Raw genomic sequence first — 21,068 nt, forward strand, 5'->3', positions numbered from 1 at the left:
GGCCCCGGATGCGTACCGTCCAGCCGAAGCGGATCGGACTCGCCATCGTCGGCGCGGGCCGGGTCGGGCTGATGCGCGGCGAGATCGCCGCACGCTTTCCCCAGGTCGACTGGATCGGCATCGCGGAGATCGACCCAGAGCGCGCAAGCCATGTCGCCGCGAAGCTCGGCGCCGATTTCGTCACCAACGACTACCGCGAGCTGCTGCTGCGGCCGGAGGTGACGGCGGCCCTGATCTCCACCGTCGGACACCTGCACGCCGAGCCGACGCTGGCTGCGCTCGACAATCCGAACAAGGTGTCTCTGCTGATCGAGAAGCCGATCGCCAACGATCTCGCGCAATCCGAGCGCGTGCTGGAAGCCATCCGCCAGTCGGGTGTCGATGCGCTGATCGGCTACACCCAGCGCTTCCGGCGGCGCTGGATGGTGGCGAAAGACAAGGTCGCGCGCGGCGAGCTCGGCGACATCACCACCGTCTCCACCCGCGCCTTCCTCAATCGCATGGTCGCGCTCAACGCCTACCGGCGCGAACCCGACCCGGTACCCAACTCACCGATGGTGATCTCGGGTACGCATGCGCTGGACATCGTGATGTGGATGATGGAAGGCCGCACCCCGGTCGAGGTCGACGCGCGCTCGATCGCGAAGACGCTCGGCCCTGCCTGCGGCGGCATCGACGCCACCGCCGGCACCATGGTGTTCGACGACGGCACGATCTACCAGAGCATGGTCAACTGGGCGCTGCCGGTGTCCTGGCCGGGCGCGGTCTACGGGCTGGAGGTCGGCGTGGTCGGCACCACCGGCGTGATGACCATCGACGACACCCACCGCGACTTCGTGATGGCCACCGAGGCTCCGCAGGACGGGGCCTACCTGTCGGACGCCAGCCGGCGCGTCGACTTCATCGGCAGCACGCCTGCCGGCGACATGGCACTCGGCGCGTTGCGCGGCCCGCTGCACGACGAGACCCAGGCCTGGCTCGAACGGCTGTCGGTCGGCGCGCACACGATCCACGCGACCGCGGCAGAGGGCCACGACCGGCTGATGCTCGCCAAGGCATACGACCTGTCCGCCCGGCTGCGGCGGCCGGTCGAACTGCCGATCGGCCCCGGCGACGAGCACGCGCAGGCCTGAGCGCGCTCCCGGTCCCGCGTCGGCCTCAGCCGGCGCGCGGCAGCCCGGCGAACACCAGGCCTGCCCACGCCAGCACATAGGCAACCACCAGCGGCGGCAACAGCGTGCGGCCGAGCCCCGGACGCAGCTGCTGCAGCGCCAGGCCTGCCAGCGGCAGCAGCTGCTGTGCATGCACGGCAAGGAAGTGGGCGGGCCGCAGGTCGGGCCCGCCGAGGTGCCAGCCGGCCACCGGCATCCCGCTGCCCGGCGGCGGCCGCAGCCCGCCGAGCAGGAAGCCGCTTGCCACCGACAACAGGAAAGTGAGCCACAGCCCGGCGACGACCGCGCGCACCAGTACCGTCGGCGGCAGCGCACGCCGCAGTTGCCAGGCCAGCACCGGCTGCGTGGCCACCAGCAGCACTGCGGCCAGCCCCATCAGCCCGAACATCGCGGCATGGAAGGGATCGGCCGTGTTGTAGTGCGACGGTACCCCGAGCGCCGCCTGCAGCGAGATGTAGCCGACCTCGAACGACATGGTGCCGATGACCACCCAGGCGAGCGTGCGGATCGTGCGCGACTGCCGCTGCGCCTGCGGCAGCAGCCCGACGATCCACGCCATGGTCAGGGCGAACAGCGCGCCCGAAGCCATGAACTTGAGCGGCTTGGCCCAGTTCGCGACGCCGTATACGGTGCGCGGATCGAGCGCGAGCGCGGCCAGCGCCGGGATCGCCAGCAGCAGCATCGCCAGCGCGAACAGCACCAGCGGCCGCTGGTCGAAGTACAACCGGCCGAACATGCGCAGTACCGGGCTGCCCGGCGACGGCGCCGGTTCGACGAACGTTCCAGCCATCGGCCGACCTCTTTTGTTGACAGTGTCTACATGATTCCCTATCTTTGTAGACACTGTCAACACCAGCTACTCTGCCATGGCCGCTCCTCCCTCGCCGATGCCGTCCCGCACGCCCGCACCGTTCCTCGCGCGTTACGCGCCGTGGGCGTGGTGAGGGCGTGGTGAGGGCAGCCGCGAAGTCCCGGGCGAAGGCACGGCTCACCGCACCGCCAACGGACCTGCGCGAAGCCTGCGTACAGGCCGCGCGCGAGGTGATCGCCGAGCGCGGCGTCGAGGGCCTGAGCATGCGCGACGTGGCCCGCATGCTGGGCATCTCGCACCAGGCACCTTACCGGCACTTCGAAAGCCGCGACCACCTGCTCGCCGAGATCATGCGCCGCTGCTTCGCCGACTTCGCATCGCACCTGGACGCGCGGCCCCGATCGGCCGACGACCGCGAAGACCTTGCGGCGATGGGCGAGGCCTACCTCGCGTATGCGGCTGCCAAGCCGCTAGAGTACCGGTTGATGTTCGGCACACCGTGGCCGGCGCCGGCGCACCATGCGGGCCTGGTGGCCGATGCGGTGCATGCCTTCGACATCCTGCGCAACAACCTCAGGCGGCGGCACGGCGACGCACCGGGCATGCAGGCACGCGCCGACCTCGACGCGATGTTCATCTGGTCAGCCCTGCACGGGATGGCCAGCATCACCCGCTCCCAGGCCATGGACTGCCTGCAGCTCGCACCCGGCGTCGGCGCGGCCTTCAAGCACTACCTGATGTGCAAGGTCGGTGCCGCGCTGGAAGTGCCGGTCGAACTGGAAGCGCCGGTCGACCCGGAAGCGCCACCGCGGCGCAAGGCAGGCCGGCGATGAAACGCCGGCTGCCGCGCCAGCCCGATTACTTCGCAGGGATCAACGGCAGCATCAGCCAGGACGGCCGCTCGCCACCCGAGTGGATGCTGTTGGTCGCGCCTGCGTTGTAGTCGTTGTTGTAGTGCGTGAAGTGGCCGGTACCCACGCCATCGCGCGGGGTGATGTCCAGCCGGAGCTTGTGACCCTTGCGGAACACCATGCTGGTCGGCCAGATCTCGACCTGGCATTCCACCACCTGCCCTGGCTCGAGCCACCAGCGCTCGTCGTGCGCATGGTAGGGACGGTAGGGCAGCGACTTCTCCGCGTCGAGCTTGCGGTGCGAGACGCGCAGCCAGCCCTTGGTCACGCACTGCACCGGCTCTCCGCGCTGGCCCACCTCTTCGACATCCTTGCCATCGGGACCGATGTTGCGGATGGTGGCGTAGATGTCCATGTCTTCCGAGGTGCTGGCCACCCACAGGTTCAGTACCAGCGGTCCGGTGACTTCCATGTCCTCGGCCATTGCCGGCGTCTCGAACGACACGCCCGAGCGACCCGACACCGGACGATAGTGTCCGGGGCCCGCCGAGTAGTCGATCGACTTCTCGACAGCCGGGGCCTCGGTGGCCAGCGAGCCCTCGGCCTTGCTGCTGCCCTTCGACGGAGCATCCTGCTCGATGTTCAGGTAGAACTTCGTCCACTGCGTGCGGGCGATCGGCCATTCGTCCTCGTGGCGGAACGCGTACGGCTTCGTGCTGCCGCCGGTGCGGATCTCGAGCTTGACCGGCGGCTCGTCCATGATGCCGGTGTCGATGCCCTTGAGCCAGTGGTCGAACCAGCGCAGCTGATCGATGCGCGCCTCGAGCGCGTGGAACGGATGGAAGTGGCTGCCGGTATGGATGCGAAGCTTCTTGTGCTTCGAGGCGGCGAGCATGTAGGCCTCGGTATTGCCGCGAAGGTGCATCGCGAAGCCGCCCCAGTTGCCCACGCTGTACATCGGCACCTTGATCTTGTCCCACTGCGCGCTCTTCTTCCTCCATTCGTCCGAATCGAGGTCCTGGCGCATGTACTCCCACAGGATGTTGTTGTTGAACGCATCCGGGTTGTAGCTGCGCGGGCGCCCCAGCAGGTTATGTGCCGCGGTGCTGTTGGCCCACTGCGAGATGAAGCCCATGGCGAAGATGCCGCCATGGTAGGCCTGGTCGCGGTACTGGTCGGCCCGACCCTCCCACGGCATGATCGCCTTGAGCGACGGCGGCTGCAGGTTGGCGAGCCGGTACTGGAACGCCGCGTGGTACGAGATGCCCAGCGTGCCCACGTTGCCGTTGCACCACGGCTGCTTCGCGACCCACTCGACGCAGTCGTAGGAGTCGAGACCTTCCTGGTACGAACTGGGGTCCGACCGGCCGGGCGACTTGCCGGTGCCGCGGGTGTCGACGCGCAGCAACGCATAGCCGCGCGGGCACCACCACAGCGGGTTGGCCGTCTCCCAGTTCATGTACGGGTTGCCTTCCTCCTCGCAGTCGTCCGGGGGGATCCAGACCTTGTCCTTCTGGTAGGGGCCGAGGTTCATGATCACCGGGAAGCGCTCGTCGCCACCTTCGGGCCGGAACACGTCGGCGAAGATCAGCGTGCCGTCGCGCATCGGGATCTTCACGTCTTTCTCGACGATCATCGGGTAGTCGCGGGGCTGCGACATCTCCTGCTTCTCTGCCATCTGCTCTCTCCGTCTATCGTTCCGGCCTGATGTCTGCAGCCTTGATCAGCGCCGCGGTCTTGTCGTAGTCGAACTGCACCTTCGCAGCGAACTGCTCGGGCGTGTTGGGCACGAACTCGATGCCCTTCGATGCCCAAGACGCCTTCATCTCCGGCGTGGACAGTGCGCCCCCGACCACCGAGTTTAGCCGGGCGACGATCTCGCGCGGCGTTCCGATCGGGGCGAAGATGCCTTCGATGCCACTGATCTCGTAGGCCTTCAGTCCCGACTCGGCGATCGTCGGCACCTCGGGCAGCAATGCGCTGCGCCGGGTGCCGGTCATCGCCAGCGCACGCAGGCGGCCGGCATCGATATGGCCCTTCACCGTGGGCACGTGCACGAACATGGTATCCACGCGCCCGGCGACCAGGTCGAGCACCGCCGGCGGGCTGCCGCGATAGGCCACGTGCAGCATGTCGACCTTCGCCTCGAGCTTGAGCAGTTCGCCGGCCAGCTGGAAATTGCTGCCCACGCCCGATGAGGCGAAGGAGATCATCCCCGGCTTCGCACGCGCGACGGCGATCAGCTCCTTCACGTTGCGCGCAGGCACCGAAGGATGCGCGACCAGCACCAGGTCGTAGGTGCTGACCTGAACGACAGCTGCCAGGTGCTTCATCGTGTCCCAGCGCGGCGAGGCATTGAGCTGCGGGCTGATGGTGACGAAAGATCCGGGCTGGATCAGCAGCGTCTGGCCGTCTGGCGGCTGCTTCGCGACGAAGTCGTTGGCAACCATCCCGGCGGTGCCTGGCCGGTTGTCGATGACGACCGGCACGCCAAGCAACGGTGCGACGGCCTGCTGGATCGCGCGCGCGGTGATGTCGGTACCGCCACCGGCCTGCGAACCCGTGACCAGCCGCACCGGCTTCGACGGGAACGGCTGCGCAGGTGCGACCACCGGCAACAGTACCGATGCACAGAGTGCTGCCGCAGGCAGCAGGCGACCCAAAGGATGCATGAACTTCCTCCCTCGTCCGTACGGTCCCCGTCGAATGACTGGTGCGGGTTGGCCCGGCCTGAACGTGTAAACGAGTGTAACGCAGGCGCCGGGTGTCAGCGCCGCCCTGTCAGGAACGTTGCTGCATACGTGCCCCCACCGCCATCGACGAGGCAGACGAGATGAAGATCCTGGAATCGAAGGCGTTGCGCGCAGCAGGTATCGCCCTGCCGCTGCTGATGACGGGATGCGCGATCGTGCCCGATGGCGGCGTGGTCTACTCGCCGGGCTACCGGGTTCCAGCCTACTCGGCCAACCACTATTCCTCCGGCTACTACTCGACCTATGGCTCCGGCTACTACCCGCGTCCGCTTGCCCCGCCGGTGTACATCAGCCGCCCGGCGCCGCCGCCTGCCATCATCGTTCGCCCAGCGCCGCCGCCTGCAGTGATCGTTCGTCCGACGCCGGCGCCGGTTGTCGTGCTGCCGGCGCCCCGTCCGCCCGGTCATGGCCATGGCCATCGCGATGGCGATCGTTCATACGGCCATGGTGGACATGGTGGCCACGGCGGAAACCGTAGCGACCATGACCGCGGTGGGCGCGGCGGCCGCTGAGTCCCTGTACTTCGCTGCAGCGGAGCGGCGGCCGCCGCGCTACAGTCCGACCTCGATACGGAGGAACCGAAGACATGGACAGGACTGCGCTGCTGGTGCTCGACGTGCAGAACGAACTGGTGGACCCGGCCGGCAAGGTCGGCTCGATGGGTTTCGCGAAGGTGGTCGAACAGCGCGGGCTGCTCGCGAAGACTGCAGCGGTGATCGCGGCGATGCGCGCGAAGCAGCAGCCGGTCGCGTTCGTGAACGTCGGCTTCAGGGCCGACTATGGCGACGCGATCAGCCGCTCGGCCCGGTTGGCCCACCTTAAGGAGAAGCAGGCGATCGTCATCGGCAGCTGGGGGCTCGAGTTCCCCGACGCCATCCGTCCGCTCCCGCACGAGATCGTCTACACGAAGCGGGCGGTCAATCCGTTCTTCAACACCGGGCTGGAGACCTGGCTGCACCGCCAGGGCGTGACCACGCTCGCGCTGTGCGGCGTGTACACCCACATGGTGGTCGACAGCGCGGCGCGCCATGGCGACGACGCAGGCTTCATTGTCAAGGTACTGGAGGACTGCTGCGCCAGCCCGGATCCTGAACTGCACCGCATCGAATGCGAGAAGATCCTGCCGTTGTTCGGCAGCGTCATGTCATCGCAGGCATTCATCGACGCGCTGTAGGCGCGCCGCCGGTCAGAGGCGCCGGATACCTGCGCTTCGCACCACGCCGTCCCAGCGCTTCACCTCTTCCGCCAGGTAGCGCGCGAACTCGGCCGGTGTGCTGAGCATCGGCTCCAGGCCGCGCACCTCGAGCTGCTTCTGCGTGTCCGGGTGCTGTACGGCGGCATGGGTATCGGCGTTGAAGCGCTGCACCATCGCCGGCCGTGTGCCGACGGGCGCAACCAGCCCGACCCAGGCGGAGGCCTCGAAGCCGGGCAGTCCGGCCTCGGCAATGGTCGGTGCTTCCGGCAGTGCGGCGGCGCGGCGCGCAGTCGTGACGCCGATCGCATTCACCTTGCCGCCGCGAATGTACGGCAGCGCGACCGACAGGTTCGCCACCGTTGCCTGCACCTCGCCACCGACCACGGCTGTCATCGCCGGACTGCCGCCCTTGTACGGCACATGGATCATCTTCACCCCGGCCAGGCTCTGGAACAGTTCGCCGACCAGGTGCGCCGAACTGCCTTCGCCGAAAGACGAGTAGGTGATGCGGCCGGGGCTGGCCTTCGCCAGTGCCACCAGTTCCGGCAGGGTGCGCGCGGGCAGCGATGGATGCGCCACCAGCACGAACGGCGCGGCCGCGATCAGCGAGATCGGGGCGAAATCCTTCAGCACGTCGAACGGCAGTTTCGCGTAGAGGCTGGCGTTGCTGCCCAGCGTGCTGCCCGAGCCGACCAGCAGCGTGTAGCCGTCCGGGTTCGCCCGAGCCCCGAGTTCAGTGCCGATGTTGCCGCCGGCACCGGCGCGGTTGTCGATCACGACCGGCGTACCCCAGCGCTCCTGCAGCCTGCCAGCCACCAGCCGCGCGACGATGTCGTTGGCCCCGCCAGGCGGGAACGGCACGATCAGGCGCACCGGCCGACTTGGCCAGCCGTCGGCCGTATGGACGGCCGACGACCAGGCCACCAGCACGATGCCGGATACGAGCAGGCCCGTCCACGCGCGCAGCACGCGCACGCGCAAGCATGCGTTCGGATGTTCCATGCCGACTCCTCCTGCAGGATCCCTGCCTTGCGGATGCCGTGGTCGATGCCACGGTCGCCACCGTATGCACGCACGTCGGGCCGCCCCCGGGTGGAGTCTGCCCGAACTTGCGTTGCAGCGGGAAATCGCTAGGATGAAAGCGTCGGTATCCATGGAGATCCAATGCAGCTCACGCCCAATTTTTCGCTCGAGGAACTGACGGTTTCCGATACCGCGCGGCGCAGGCGGATCTCCAACGAGCCGACGCCTGCGCACCTGCGCAACCTGCGCCGGACCGCCGCGCTGCTGGAGGAGATCCGTGCGTTGTTCGGGGTTCCGCTGCAGGTCACCAGCGGCTACCGCAACCCGCAGGTCAATGCGCTGGTCGGTGGCGTCCCCACTTCGGCACATGCGCTCGGGCTGGCCGCCGACTTCCATGTGGAGGGGCTCGACGACCTCTCCGCCGCGAAACGCATCCGCGACAGCGGCATCGTGTTCGACCAGTTGATCTACGAAGCAGGCCGCTGCGTGCATGTGGGGCTGCAGGCGGCCGGCAAGACACAGCGCCGGCAGGTGCTGCGCCAGCCGGGCGGCCCGGGCTCGCCGGTGTTCGACGGCCTGGAACCGGCCGGCACCGCCACGGCACCGGTGCCGCAGACGCTGCGGCAGCAGGCCACGCCAGTCGCGCCAACGCCCGCACCGGCTCCGCAGGCCCCCGCGGCCATCGCAACGGTGCCAGTGGAGACCCCATCCAGCCGCTTCGTGGTGATCGCCCGCGACGGCCTGCGCCTGCGCAGCGGCCCGTCGCAGGACTTTCCCGAGAAGCGCACCCTGCCCTCGGGCACCGTGGTGAACGTGATCGGACGGGAGGGTCTGTGGGCGCTGGTCGATCTCGAGGGCGATGGCCAGGCCGACGGCTTCATGAATGCGCCGTTCCTGCGCGCGCTGGACGCACCGGCAGTGCCCACGACGCTGGCTGCCTCAACGGCCCTCCCGGTTGCCCCGGTCACGCCTGCCATCGCACCGGTAACGCCGGGCGCGCCAGGTGACATGACAGGGCTGGTGACGCCATCGCTGGTCAAGCAGACCTTCCCGCGCGCCACGCCGCCGTCGAACATCTCGACCCACCTGCCCTTCGTCCTCGCGGGGCTGCGCGCGCGGCACCTCGGCGACCGAGCGATGGTGACGATGGCCATCGCCACCATCCGTGCGGAGACCGAAGGTTTCCTGCCGATCGACGAAGGCATCAGCCCCCACAACACGCGCCGCAAGCCATTCGACCTGTACGAACCGGGCACGCAGGTGGCGACCGACCTCGGCAACACCCAGCCTGGCGATGGCGCACGCTTCAAGGGCCGCGGCTACATCCAGCTGACCGGGCGCGACAACTACCAGCGCATCGGCCGGCAGGTCGGCGTGGACCTCGTCGGCCAGCCGCAGATCGCGAACGACCCGGGCATCGCCGGGCTGATCCTCGCCCAGTTCCTGAAGAACCGTGAGGCGGCGATCCGTGCAGCGATGGCTGCCCACCAGCTGGCGAAAGCGCGGCGGCTGGTCAACGGCGGCTCGCACGGCCTGGACCGTTTCGTCGAGACCTACGAGAAGGCCATGGCGCTGCTGCCGGCATGAACCAGGAGCATGGGGGGTCACGAGCATGGGGGGTCAGGTCTTGAGTTTTGCATCTACGATGCAAAGCTCAAGACCTGACCCCCCATGCTTTGCTCCCCATGCTCCCCCGGAAACAGGCTCAGCCCGGCCCGCGCAGCCCGTCCGCGATCGATCGGGTCATCACGTAGACGTGGAACTCGACCGTCTGCAGCATGATCAGGTCGACGCCAGCCGCCTCCAGCGCGCGCGCATGCGCGACCTGGCCATCGATCGACGGGAACGCATAGCCGGTGTTGGCGAGCACCACCTTGCCGCGCGCATGCGCCGCACTGCAGGTGCGCTCGATCGCGCCGAGCACCTCGGGATGCAGGTAGTCGAGCGGATGACCGAGCACCTGGGCGAGGTCGCTGCAGCCGATGAAGGCACCCGAGATACCATCGATGGCAAGGATGTCCTCGATCTCGTCGAGCGCGCCGAGCGATTCGACCAGCGGCAGCAGCAGGCGCACGCCGCTGGCCTGCTCGGTCGCTTGCGCCTGCCGGGCTGCATCGGTCACCGGTACACCGACATGCGGGTCGCCGGCCATATGCACCATCATCCGGGCATCGGCGGCCGAAGCCACCGACCAGACCAGCCCTTCGGCGCCGCACGCGAACGCCCGCTCGGCATCGACCGGGAAGCGCCGGTCCGGCATGGCTGCACCGGCACCCCACGGGTTGGCCGGCAGGCGCACGAAGGGATACAGACCTTCGGCACGCGACTTCCAGGCCACGTGCGAAAGCTCTGTCCAGTCGACGCTGGAATGCATCATGTCGACGATCAGGAAATCGAGGCCTGCGCTCGCCACGTGCTGCACCAGGTTCGGGCCGCCCTTGGCCATGGTGCCGAGCGAAAGCCTGCCGGCGCGGATGTTTTCGATCAGTCGGTACATGCAGCGATGGTACGTGCTGCCCGGCCGCCACGCACGACGGCGATATGTACGACGGCAACATGGCGGCGTTGCAACCGGGCAAGTAGACTCGACGCAGGGCTGCGCGATGCAGGCCCCTTCAGGTTGCACCGGAGCACGCCCCCCATGGCCTACACCTTCAAGTCCCGATCAGCCGCCAGCGTGACCTTGCTGCGTACCAACGGCGACGACATCCTGCGCCTGGTCGGCAGGACACCCTCCGAGCGTGGCGCGATCGCGGCCGAAGACCTGCCGTCGGCCATCGCGGCCATCGAGGCGGCCATCGCGCCAGGCCAGCCCGGTTCCGGCACCGCCCGCCCGGCAGCCGCCGGCAACGTCGACGACGAGGAGCCGGAGGTGGTCACGCTGCGCCAGCGCGCCCTGCCCTTCCTGCAACTGCTGCGCGAGGCGCGGGCGGCCGGCGAGGCTGTCACCTGGGGCGTGGTGTAGCCGCATGCTGATCAACTGTGTCGTCTACGAGAATGGTGCCAAGCTCGCCGACATACCGGTGTCGGAGATCAGCGACTGGCTAAACCGGCCCGAATGCTTCGTCTGGGTCGCGCTGCAGGATGCGACGCCCGAAGAACTCGACGAGATGCAGGGCGAGTTCGGGCTGCATGAACTTGCGGTGGAGGATGCGCGCAATGGCCACCAGCGTCCGAAGATCGAAGAGTACGGCGAGTCCCTGTTCGTGGTGCTGCACCTGATCGAACAGGAAGCAGGCGGCGACCGCGCGCTCTCGGTCGGCGAAGTGGACGTATTCGTCGGCCCGAACTACGTGCTGTCGGTGCGCAGCCACAGCAAGCTCGGGTTCCTCGGCGTGCGCAAGCGCTGTGAACGCGAGCCGGAGCTGCTGCGCATGGGCCCTGGCTTCGTGCTCTACGCCCTGATGGACGCGGTGGTCGACCGCTACTTCCCGATCCTGGACGCGCTCGAGGTCGAGATCGAAGCGATCGAGGACAACATCTTCACCAAGGGCGCCGCCCTGTCGAGCATCCGCAGCCTCTACCAGCTCAAGCAGCGGGTGATGATACTCAGGCATGCGGTCGTCCCGTTGCTCGACGCGGCCGCGAAGCTGCACGGCGGACGCGTGCCCGAGGTCTGCGCCGGCGTACAGGATTACCTGCGCGACGTGGTCGACCACCTCTCGCGCATCCAGACGTCGATCGATTCGATCCGCGACATGATCGGCACCGCGATCCAGGTCAACCTGTCGATGGTCAACATCGAAGAGGCCGAGGTGACCAAGCGCCTGGCCGCCTGGGCTGCGATCTTCGCCGTGTGCACGGCGTTCGCAGGCATCTGGGGGATGAACTTCGAGCACATGCCGGAACTGCAGTGGAAGTACGGCTACGCCGGCGCGCTCGCGCTGATCGGGGGTGCCTGCGTGTACCTGTACCGCCGGTTCAGGCGCGCTGGCTGGCTCTGATCCACCCTGCGCACACCGTCTGCGGCGAGCGCCCGAGGATCAGACGTACCGGCAGAGTGCGACGGCCGCTTCCGACCCGCGGCCCACGACCTGCTTCCACGCGGCGAGGACCCATCCATCCCGGCCATCCCGGCGCGCCGCCGCATCGTCGCGATGGACGACCTCGTCGAGCCGGCATTGCTCCACGAGCGTGCGCAGGAACGGCAGGTCGGGCAATGGATGCGGCGACCGCGCGCCTGCGGCGTCCTGCGCGGGCGGCTGCTGCAGGAGCGCGTCGATCAGCGCCACCTGCACGGCATAGTGGCGATCGACGAACGTCTCCACCGCCTCGATCGTCGCGAACACCGCCCGCGGCCCGAAGCAGGCAGGGAGTGCACCGGTCAGCCAGCCGGACACGCGCCAGATCGGCAGCAGCCGACTGCGCCAGCGCGGCGGCACGACCTGCTCGACCTGCGCCAGATGGCGTTGCTCGGTCTCGAGGTGGTGCTGCGCGAACGCGCGCACCGACGGATCGCGCGACACCGCGAGGATGCCGCGGTAGATCATGACCGCGCCGGTCTCGCCCGCATGGTCGGTGCGCAGTTCCCGCAGCAGCCGGAGCGCGCGCGCATCCGTCGCGCCAGGACGCCGGCGCCACAGCGGGCGCACGCGCAGGAAGCCTGCATAACCCAGGTCCAGCAAGGGCAGCACCCCGGGCAGCCGGGCGATCCGCGCCAGCCAGCGCCAGCGCGGCAGCGCCGACCATATCTCGACGAAGGCCGCGGCGCCCTGCACCAGCGTGCCATCGGCCCTGCGCACGTGAAGGCGCGCGAGCGCTGCACGCCGATCCAGCCCGGTCCCGAGTTCCGCCGGTGTGCAGCCATCTGCGTCGAGCCATTGCAGCGACTGGCCGCCTTCCGCCCGCTGGTAGGTGGCGATCTCCGCGCGGCACAGTGGACAGCCACCGTCGTAGTAGACGCAGGCCTTGCCGGACATCGTCGCGCCGGACGACATCGTCGGCGCGGCCACGGGTTGCGGATCGGACAGGACACGGCTCACGTAGGCGCCTCGGCGTGCGGCGCGGTGCCGCAGGGACACCGATTATCTTGCCGTGCTGCAGGTGACAGGGCGCCTTTGCCTCTGTCTGACCAGTGGTGACCGCGGCGGCGAGTGTCGTCCCGGGCACTGGCTTCTTCGACGCAGCCCGCAAAGGCTCTGGCGCCCGAGCGCCTACTTCGGGAACAGGAAGGTCACCGCCAGCCGGAAGGCCACGCCATGGGGACCATTGGTCAGGCTTTCCGCGTAGTAGCGCACCCCGGCAGTGAGCTGTACGGGCTGGCTGCCCAGCTTCATGATCTGGCCGACCGACAGCGCAACAGGGACGTTCCACTGCCGGTTGTTCCAGTCGTAGGTCGATTCTGTCTGTATCGTGAAGCTGGTGGCCGATTTCAGCGTGTAGGTGAAGAACGGCTGGATGAACGTGCTGCTGATGTCCTGCCTGCCGCTGCCCGCCACCGACCAGATATGGTTGGCGAGCACGCCGTAGGTCATCTGCCCATCCACCTTGAGTGCAACCCCGGTGGGCCCGAGGCCCCACTTGTCGGCGCTGATGAAGTTGGTGCTGCTGGGGATCAGCATCACTGGCCCGACGCCCCAGATCAGGCCGTTGGGACCAGGCTTCTTCGGCGAGAAGAAGAAGTTCTGCACCACGTCGCCGATGCCGCTCTGGCTGCCGTCGCCCAGCCCGGGCACATCCTGCCGGACGACCGGCATGATGGTGCGCGAGATGACGTTCCATTCATCGTTCAGGCTGATCGGTACCACTGGCTGGATGTTCAGCGTGGTGCGATTGCCGTCGCGGCTGGCGCCGATGTCGCGGTCGAAATTGAACTGGAACGGCAGGCTGATCACCGCTGCGATCGGGTTGGACATCTTCCGGGCCAACTCCTCGGCGTCCTGCGCTGCGGCCGGTCGGGGCGAGGCAATCAACGCCATCGCCACCGCCGCCGTGGCGCAGCAAGAGATGACGAAGGCAGTGACCCGATGGCTGGGAGCCTGTTGACGGCCATCAATGTTCATTCGGCGCTTTTCCCTGTCATTGTGAGAAGACTCTAGCATCGCCATTTTGCCGCTGCAATTGGCCGTTGGTGCAATGAGCAGGGCTGTGCTGGAAGAAGATCCTGCCGACAGACAGCGGCGACGACCCCGCCTCGCCCCGACGCAATCTGCTCAGCCGAGCCTGATCGCACGCACTTCGGCGGCGCGCTCGTCCATCGGGATCACCGGCAGTTCATCCGGGCCATTGGCCGGCAGGCTGCGCAGGTGATCCATGATCGCCTGCCACTCCTTCACTTCATGCAGCGCGCGGCTGCCGGCGCCCGTGGCCACGCTGCTCGTATCCAGGGTGCCCGGCGGCGCCAGCAGGTGGGCCGTGCTGTGGCGCGGGTCGTCGAGCGCGTCGACCTTGGACGTGAGCGGCTGGCCGTGCCGGTTCCTGGCCACCGGCGCGAGCTTGCCCCTGGTGTACCTGGGGATGGCGGTAATGATCATGCCGAGCATCAGCGGGCAGCTCAGGCTGTACAGCTGCGGTTGCGTGCCGCTGATGTCGATCGCACGGTAGCCGCTGTCGAGATCGCCGAGCTCGATCGCCGTCACCACGTCGAACCTCGGGCGCGAGGGGTCGTAGCGGAACCGCATGCCCGAGGCACGCGGAAAGTACTCGCCGGGATGCGCCGGGTTGTCGATCAGGAAGAACTCGAGCAGGGCCTTCAGGTCCGCGCCGGTGAACCACCCGGTGACCAGCGTGCTGCCGGCCGTCTGATCCAGCACGCCCGCGCCCAGTGGCGCGACGGCGAACACGTCATAGACCGTCACCACACCGGTCTTGCCGCGCAGCAGCGGCGCCCGTATCAGGCCGTTGGCGGTGAAGCCGATGTCGGCCTGCGTCGCATGCCGGAAGGCATCGGTGCACAGGTTGGCGAGCACGGTACCGGCGGCGATGTCGGTGTGGGTGTTGACCAGGTCGCGCGGTGCGATGGCCAGCGGCTGGTCGATGCTGTAGCCGCGCGAAGCGAACACCGCTGCCGTGACCGAGGCCTTGAGCTCGTCGATCCTGCCGGCAATGGCGCGATCGCCCTCGATGGTGTCGTCGATCGCGTGCAGTCGATACGACTCGACCGTCAGCACGTCGCCGTCGACGCCGATCACCAACTCACCGAGGTTCTTGCCTTCGAGCCCGGTCTGCACCACCGGCGTGCGGCCGTTGACGATGATGGGCTCGTGCAGCACGGTGTGGCTATGGCCGCCGATCACGATGTCGATGCCCGGCACGGCCCGCGCCAGCTGCACGTCCTCCCCGTCGCTGTAGCGGCCGTCGGGGCCCTTGATGACGCCGCCATGGCTCAGTGCGATCACCACGTCGACCTTCTCGGCGTCGCGCAGGATCTGCACGACCTCGCGGGCGGCCTGGATCGGGTCTGGGAAGTGCGTCGCACCGCCATTGGTGTAGATCTGCGCTTCCTTGCCCAGCACGCCGAACAGGCCGAAGCGCATGCCGCCGCGCTCGATCACGGTGTGGCGGCGGATCGCGCCTTGGGCAGCCAGGCGCTGAAGCCCGACGAGTGTCGGGTCGCCGCCGGAGAAATCGCTGTTCGATGCCAGCACCTGCGGGATGGTCCCTGCCCGTGCGGCCACGTCCGTGGCCTGGCCCAGTCCTTCCGGCCCGAGGTCGAACTCGTGGTTGCCGAAGGTGGTGGCGTCATAGCCCATGTGGCCCATCAGCTGCAGCTCGCCGCCCAGCTCGCGACTTGCGGCAGCGAACGGCGTGCCCATGCTGTAGTCGCCCGCGTCGAGCGTGAGCACAGGGCCATGGCCATCGCACGCCGCGCGCCTGCGGGCGATCAGTGCGGCCAGCCGCGCATAACCGCCACGCGTCTCGTCGTCGTTCAGCGTGAACGGCGTGTAGTCCGAGGCCGGCCCCATGCCGATGAAGGCCGAGTGCATGTCGTTGGTGTGCAGGATGGTGAAGGTCCGCTTCATGCGAGTCTCCTCAGAGTCCCGGGTACGGGCTCGAGCTGTCGAACACCACCTGATCCCACCAGCCCAGCCGCTCGAAGAAGTCGCGTGCCATCGCGGTCGGCACACCATCGGCGATCTCGCCGAGTGTCCGGATGCCGTCCACGCGATCGAACAGGTACTTCTCGGCGGCATCGATCGGCAGCACGAGATCGCGAAAGGTATGGGTACGATTGATCAGCACGGCGGCTGCGCCAGGCGGCAGCCGTTCCTGTACGCAGATCGTGTCCGGCAGGCGGATGGGTACCGAGGCGCGCCAGGCGTGGTCGGCTTGTGCGCCCGGGTCGTACGGTGGCGTACCGTCCGGATGGTCGTCACGACAGGCCACCACACTGTGCATCACCATCGTGCCGCGGAACAGTTCGACTGCGGCGAACTGTTCCGGCGCGGCCAGCCGGGCGATACGGTCTGCCTGGGGAAGCGCGGCCATCACGCCGCAGCGCGGGCTGTAAGGTGCCTGGCTCAGCCAGCGGCCGAATCGCAGCCCACCCTGGGCCAGGAACTCGAACAACTGTGGCACCGAATAGGCGCGGTCCTGCGGATTGAGCAGCGCATCGGCCACGGCCGCTGCGTGCTTGAAGTCGGGTGCCTGTCGCAGCAACGGCTCCAGCGGATGGCCGGGCGGCAACGACTTGAGCGCGATCATCAGGTCGGCGATACCCGCTTCGGTGGCCGGCACCCCGATGCGCCGGCAGAAGTCCTGCAGCAGGTAGATGCCGGTACGGCCGTAGGGGGCATACACCATCAGATGCATCACGCCATCGGGCTTGAGCACGCTGCGCAGCGCCTGCAGGCCTGCGACAGGGTCGGCCAGGTGGTGCAGCACGCCGGTGCAGACGACCTGGTCGAACTGCATGTCGAGCTCACCCGCGCGCTCGACGGGAAGCTGGTGCAGGTGCAGGTTGTCGAGGCCGTGCCGGTGCTTGAGCGCTTCGGTGCAGCGTATGCTGGTGGCACTGAAGTCGATGCCGGTCACGCGCGCCGCCGGCCAGCGCACTGCGTGCCTGGCCGCCTGCGAGGTACCGCAGCCGGCGACGAGGATCGAAGGGTCTTCACGGTAGGGCAGGCCGGGCTGGAACAGGTGATGGTCGGCGCGGCGCCGCTGCGGGTCGGCCCACAGCTGGCGGTACTGGTCGAGGCTGTCGATCGGCCCGGGATAGGGGTAGCGCTCGTAGAACGCCTGGACCCGCGCTGCCGCAGCGGGCTCTGGCGAGGAATGGCTATGCACTGTGGTCACAGTGTCTCCGCAAGTTCCGGCCATGCCCGCGGGTTGCAGGCAGTCGAAGCCGGACGTCACCGCCTAGAACGGATCAAGAACGCGCACACCCGTCGGCGCGAAATGCCTGACGTTACGGGTAACTACCGTAGAGCCATGCGCAAGCGCCGTGGCCGCTATCAGCAGATCGGCACCGTCATGCCCCAGCCGGGCTGAATGCCTGCCCCAGAGCCGTGCGGCATTTGCAGAGACCGGCAAGACGCGATCGGCATAGAGATTCAACAGTGTCTCCAGCCACTGCTCCAGCTCGGCGGCAAAGACTGCATCGGATCTGCGTGTCTTCTCGATCCCGCGTTCGATTTCGCCAACACTGACCACGCTGATGAACAGACTGCCCGCCTGTTGCGCCTTGATCCATTGAACTACCTTGCGCGATGGTCTGGCTTTGCGCAATTCCGAGAGCACTACCGTATCGAGCAGAAAGCTCACAACTCGATGTCACGCAAGACGAGCTTTTCCGGCGACACGGCAGGTTCGCTCCGAACGGCCCTCTGCCTAGGCATGGCAAGCAAGTGCGCGACAAAGTCTGGCGCATCCATCTTCGCGCTGCTCTTCAATGCGACATAGGCCTGCTCGGAGAGCACCATCACCGCATCCCTGCCACGCCGGGTGATCCGCTGCGGCTCGCCGCGCAGGGCGGCCTCCACGAGTTCACTCAACTGCGCCTTGGCCGTCTGCATCTGCCATTGGGTTGAGCGCATGCTTGCCCCTCAATCTGGTCTGTTAAACGGACCAGATTCTGGAATCGACGCCCTCGCCTGTCAAGGGATCAGGTGGGTGTGGCCCAGGCTGAAGCGCACGCGTGACCTGTTCATGGATGCGCCTGCCGCTTGCGAGCGGCTGCACCAGGCGGCGACCGTCGGCGCTCTGCATGAGGGCTCGCAGGGTGGGCCGATGAACGAAAAATCCCCGGCAAGCCCATGGCCTGCCGGGGATCGGACCATTGCCCTTGCGCGCCAGACAGGCCGCGCAGTCGGCACCGGCTGATCAGCCGCCCTTCTGCCCCGCAGCCAGGCTCTCGAGCACCGCGTCCAGCGAGAAGGTACCAACCTTCTGGCTGGGCGGAAACTCCTTGAACGTGGCGATGTACTTGCCGATGAACTCCTGCGCCGGCACGAACATGAACACGCGATCGAGGCGCCAGTGGTCGTAGTCGATCGAGACCTTGTCGGCGATCTCGAACGGGTCGGTGCGCAGGTTGAACAGCTTGGGCACGCGCAAGGGCACGAAGGGCTCGGCCCAGACCGCGAAGCCGTGGGCGCGCTGCTCCTGGAAGACGATCTTCCACTGGTTGTAGCGCAGTGCCACCAGCGAGCCGTCGTCGTTCCAGTAGAAGAACTCCTTGCGAGGGCTCGGCGCATTGCCACCAATGGCGGGCGTGAGGTCGTAGCCATCGAGGTGGACCTTGAAGGTCTTGTTGCCGACCTTCATGCCCTTGAGCAACTGCTCTTTCACGCCGGGCACACCGGCGATCGTCATGATCGTCGGCAGCATGTCTTCGTGCGAGAAGATGTCGTTGCTGACCGTGCCGGGCTTGATGTGGCCAGGCCAGCGGATCGCGCAGGGCACGCGGTAGCCGCCCTCCCAGTTCTCGTTCTTCTCGCCACGGAACGGCGTGGTGCCACCGTCGGGCCAGGAGAAGCATTCGGCGCCGTTGTCGGTCGAATACATCACGACGGTATTGTCAGCGAGACCCAGTTCGTCGAGCTTGTCGAGAATCTGCCCGACGTGCCCGTCGTGCTCGACCATGCCGTCGGGGTAGGTGCCCAGGCCGGTCTTGCCCTTCGATTCTTCCTTCAGGTGCGTGAAGATGTGCATGCGGGTGGAGTTCCACCACAGGAAGAACGGCTTGTCGGCCTTCTTCGCCTTCTCGAGATAGTCAAGCGTGAGGGCGGTGACCTCTTCGTCGATGGTCTTCATGCGCTCGATGTTGAGCGGACCGGTGCTTTCGATCTTCTGCGTGCCGTCCGGGTTGGCCCAGCTGTGGATCACGCCGCGCGTCGCATACTTCTTGATCATCTCGGGATCTTTGAAGTAGTCGGGGTTCTCCGGCTCCTGCTCGGCGTTCAGGTGGTACAGCGAGCCGAAGAACTCGTCGAAGCCGTGCGCGGTGGGCAGGGTCTCGTCGGCATCGCCGAGGTGGTTCTTGCCGAACTGGGCGGTCATGTAGCCCTGGTCCTTGAGCAGCTCGGCAATGGTGACATCGCGCGCCTGCAGGCCTTCCTTGGCGCCGGGCAGACCGACCTTCAGCATGCCGGTACGGAAGCCCGACTGGCCGGTGATGAAGCAGGCGCGGCCGGCGGTGCAACTCTGCTGGCCGTACCAGTCGGTGAACATCGCGCCCTCCTTGGCGATGCGATCGATGTTCGGGGTCTTGTAGCCCATCATTCCGTGGTTGTAGGCGCTGATGTTGAACCAGCCGATGTCGTCGCCCCAGAGGATCAGGAAATTCGGTTTCTTCTCAGCCATGGCTCCATCCTTTCTTCAGCAAACAAGGCGCGCATGCGCCAGTCGGACAACCCGATCGAGTTGTACGGTCGAGTAACTCATGATCGCTGGCCAGCGGCGGAACTGGCCTGGGCCTGGACCTGCGGCGCCGCTGGCTCGACACCGCTGAACGGCGTCTTCGGATCGCGGTCGCCGTGGCAGAAGCGGAACTTGCTGCCGCTGCCGCAGGGGCAAGGCTGGTAGGCATCGCGCCGGGCGTCCAGCGCGGCGATGCTGGTCATCACCTCGGCGGGCGGGTGGCCCTTCCTGTACAACTGGGCCATCACGTTGAAGGTCGGCCCTGTGTGCATGAAGAACTTCTCGAGCCCGGCGCAGAGATAGTTCTGGCCCGGCTCGCCATCCTTGCTGAGCGCGAAGCGGTCTTTGGGGCAGCCGCCATTGCACCAGTTGCGCACCTTGCACGTCTGGCACTGCTGCGTCAGCGAGTCGCGCTTGCCCTGGCCGAACCTGCGCTGCTCGGGCGAGGCGACCATGGTGAGCATGTGCGTCTTGTGGATGTTGCCCAGCAGGTGCTTCGGTTCGACGAAGTGATCGCACGAGTAGAGGTCGCCGTTGTGCTCGAGCGCCGGGCCGTAGCCGCAGGTGGGCGCATGGATGCACAGCAGGTGGCGGCCGAAGAAGGCCTCGAGCGTGACGTCGAACAACTGCACATAGACCTGCCCCACGTCGCGCCGCACCCATTCCTCGAACACGTCGATCAGGAAGCGGCCGTACTGCTCGGAACCCACCGTGCGTTCGGTCACCAGGTTACCGGTCTGGGTATAGAGCAGGCGCTTCTCGCCGGGCACCTCGCTCCAGCCCTTGTTGGCGATGCCGATGGTCTGCTCGGTGGCGCGCTCGACGATGGGGATGAACTGGACCCACTTCGCACCCAGCTCGTCGCGGAAGAAGCGATAGACCGTGCGCCCGTGGTGCTGGTTGGCTGCATTGACCGTGCACAGGATATTGAACTCGACGTCGTGCCTGCGCAGCGCCCGCCAGCCCTTCATCACCAGGTCGAAGGTACCCTTGCCGCGGCGGTCCAGCCGATAGGTGTCGTGCAGTTCACGCGGGCCGTCCACGCTCAGGCCGACCAGGAAATCGTGCTGCTTGAAGAACCTGCACCAGGCGTCGTCCAGGAGCAGGCCGTTGGTCTGGAAGGTGTGCTTTACCGTCTGACCGGGCCGGCGGTACTTCTCGACCAGCTCGACCGCATGCTCGAAGAACTCCAGCTTCATCAGCGTCGGCTCGCCGCCCTGCCAGGCTACGGTGACCTCGGGCACGCGGTGAGATTCGAGCAACTGGCGGATGTAGGCCTCGAGCGTGGCTGCCGACATCCGGCTCCGGTCGTTCGGGTACAGCGCTTCCTTGGACAGGAAGAAACAGTAGGTGCAATCGATGTTGCAGGTCGACCCGCTGGGCTTGGCCAGCAGATGAAACCCCGGCGGACCCGAGTCGGGCATCGGCGGGTGTCCTGCGGGCGATTCAGCGAACTGGGTCATC

Annotated in this window: 19 protein-coding genes and 1 pseudogene; 7 read left to right on the forward strand and 13 right to left on the reverse strand. The window is 67.3% G+C overall.

The features are described 5' to 3' along the window. The first annotated feature begins 8 nt into the window (after positions 1-8). The gene (locus ING98_18630) at positions 9-1,133 is read left to right on the forward strand and encodes a Gfo/Idh/MocA family oxidoreductase (GenBank protein MCA3103888.1); all 1,125 of its coding nucleotides are present in this window, start codon (positions 9-11) and stop codon (positions 1,131-1,133) included. Positions 1,134-1,158: 25 nt separating this feature from the next. Here ING98_18630 and ING98_18635 read toward each other — a convergent pair whose 3' ends face one another. Then, the gene (locus tag ING98_18635) at positions 1,159-1,962 is read right to left on the reverse strand and encodes a hypothetical protein (GenBank protein MCA3103889.1); all 804 of its coding nucleotides are present in this window, start codon (positions 1,960-1,962) and stop codon (positions 1,159-1,161) included. Positions 1,963-2,177: 215 nt separating this feature from the next. Between ING98_18635 and ING98_18640 the strand changes: the two are divergent. Beyond that, positions 2,178-2,816, forward strand: a pseudogene (locus ING98_18640) (TetR/AcrR family transcriptional regulator). Between the two features lie 25 nt (positions 2,817-2,841). Here ING98_18640 and ING98_18645 read toward each other — a convergent pair. Next, complete coding sequence (locus tag ING98_18645; protein ID MCA3103890.1) at positions 2,842-4,512, reverse strand: CocE/NonD family hydrolase; 1,671 nt, start codon at positions 4,510-4,512, stop codon at positions 2,842-2,844. A 13-nt stretch (positions 4,513-4,525) separates the two neighbouring features. Beyond that, positions 4,526-5,506: a tripartite tricarboxylate transporter substrate binding protein gene (locus tag ING98_18650; protein ID MCA3103891.1), complete on the reverse strand. Its 981-nt coding sequence runs from the start codon at positions 5,504-5,506 to the stop codon at positions 4,526-4,528. A gap of 161 nt (positions 5,507-5,667) precedes the next feature. On the opposite strand from ING98_18650, the gene ING98_18655 reads away from it, so the two are divergent. Together ING98_18655 and ING98_18660 are read left to right on the forward strand one after the other, a co-directional pair. Then, positions 5,668-6,099, forward strand: coding sequence for a hypothetical protein (locus tag ING98_18655; GenBank protein MCA3103892.1), 432 nt, complete (start codon positions 5,668-5,670; stop codon positions 6,097-6,099). Positions 6,100-6,173: 74 nt separating this feature from the next. Beyond that, entirely contained in the window at positions 6,174-6,761 is a 588-nt protein-coding gene (locus tag ING98_18660) for a cysteine hydrolase (protein ID MCA3103893.1), read from the forward strand. A 12-nt stretch (positions 6,762-6,773) separates the two neighbouring features. Here ING98_18660 and ING98_18665 read toward each other — a convergent pair whose 3' ends face one another. Continuing rightward, complete coding sequence (locus ING98_18665; GenBank protein ID MCA3103894.1) at positions 6,774-7,784, reverse strand: tripartite tricarboxylate transporter substrate binding protein; 1,011 nt, start codon at positions 7,782-7,784, stop codon at positions 6,774-6,776. A gap of 162 nt (positions 7,785-7,946) precedes the next feature. On the opposite strand from ING98_18665, the gene ING98_18670 reads away from it, so the two are divergent. Continuing rightward, positions 7,947-9,392 carry an SH3 domain-containing protein gene (locus ING98_18670; protein ID MCA3103895.1) on the forward strand — a complete coding sequence of 482 codons (1,446 nt, stop codon included), beginning with the start codon at positions 7,947-7,949 and terminating at the stop codon, positions 9,390-9,392. 118 nt (positions 9,393-9,510) lie between these two features. On the opposite strand, the gene ING98_18675 is transcribed toward ING98_18670, so the two are convergent. Further along, a complete protein-coding gene (locus ING98_18675) occupies positions 9,511-10,302 on the reverse strand; it encodes a hypothetical protein (GenBank protein MCA3103896.1) in 792 nt (263 codons plus the stop codon). A gap of 144 nt (positions 10,303-10,446) precedes the next feature. On the opposite strand from ING98_18675, the gene ING98_18680 reads away from it, so the two are divergent. Together ING98_18680 and ING98_18685 are read left to right on the forward strand one after the other, a co-directional pair. Beyond that, complete coding sequence (locus ING98_18680) at positions 10,447-10,770, forward strand: DUF1840 domain-containing protein (protein ID MCA3103897.1); 324 nt, start codon at positions 10,447-10,449, stop codon at positions 10,768-10,770. Positions 10,771-10,774: 4 nt separating this feature from the next. After that, on the forward strand, positions 10,775-11,749 hold the full coding sequence (locus ING98_18685) for a magnesium and cobalt transport protein CorA (protein ID MCA3103898.1): 975 nt from the start codon (positions 10,775-10,777) through the stop codon (positions 11,747-11,749). A 39-nt stretch (positions 11,750-11,788) separates the two neighbouring features. Here ING98_18685 and ING98_18690 read toward each other — a convergent pair whose 3' ends face one another. The 8 genes from ING98_18690 to ING98_18725 all read right to left on the reverse strand — a co-directional run bounded on the left by ING98_18690 (position 11,789) and on the right by ING98_18725 (position 21,028). After that, positions 11,789-12,742 (reverse strand): demethoxyubiquinone hydroxylase family protein, encoded by a 954-nt coding sequence (locus tag ING98_18690; protein MCA3103899.1) that lies wholly within the window; start codon positions 12,740-12,742, stop codon positions 11,789-11,791. A 216-nt stretch (positions 12,743-12,958) separates the two neighbouring features. Then, positions 12,959-13,723 (reverse strand): transporter, encoded by a 765-nt coding sequence (locus ING98_18695; protein MCA3103900.1) that lies wholly within the window; start codon positions 13,721-13,723, stop codon positions 12,959-12,961. Positions 13,724-13,957: 234 nt separating this feature from the next. Next, positions 13,958-15,766, reverse strand: a complete 1,809-nt coding sequence (locus ING98_18700) for a bifunctional metallophosphatase/5'-nucleotidase (GenBank protein MCA3103901.1) — start codon at positions 15,764-15,766, stop codon at positions 13,958-13,960. A 10-nt stretch (positions 15,767-15,776) separates the two neighbouring features. After that, positions 15,777-17,063 carry a class I SAM-dependent methyltransferase gene (locus ING98_18705; protein MCA3103902.1) on the reverse strand — a complete coding sequence of 429 codons (1,287 nt, stop codon included), beginning with the start codon at positions 17,061-17,063 and terminating at the stop codon, positions 15,777-15,779. Between the two features lie 39 nt (positions 17,064-17,102). Then, positions 17,103-17,507, reverse strand: a complete 405-nt coding sequence (locus tag ING98_18710; protein ID MCA3103903.1) for a type II toxin-antitoxin system VapC family toxin — start codon at positions 17,505-17,507, stop codon at positions 17,103-17,105. After that, positions 17,504-17,779, reverse strand: coding sequence for a type II toxin-antitoxin system prevent-host-death family antitoxin (locus tag ING98_18715; protein MCA3103904.1), 276 nt, complete (start codon positions 17,777-17,779; stop codon positions 17,504-17,506). The genes ING98_18710 and ING98_18715 overlap by 4 nt, the downstream gene beginning before the upstream one ends. A 286-nt stretch (positions 17,780-18,065) precedes the next feature. Then, complete coding sequence (locus tag ING98_18720) at positions 18,066-19,547, reverse strand: arylsulfatase (protein ID MCA3103905.1); 1,482 nt, start codon at positions 19,545-19,547, stop codon at positions 18,066-18,068. A 77-nt stretch (positions 19,548-19,624) separates the two neighbouring features. Beyond that, positions 19,625-21,028 (reverse strand): anaerobic sulfatase maturase, encoded by a 1,404-nt coding sequence (locus ING98_18725; GenBank protein MCA3103906.1) that lies wholly within the window; start codon positions 21,026-21,028, stop codon positions 19,625-19,627. Between the last annotated feature and the right edge of the window lie 40 nt (positions 21,029-21,068).

The organism is Rhodocyclaceae bacterium (assembly GCA_020248265.1).
In the GTDB taxonomy this organism is placed as follows: domain Bacteria; phylum Pseudomonadota; class Gammaproteobacteria; order Burkholderiales; family CAIKXV01; genus CAIKXV01.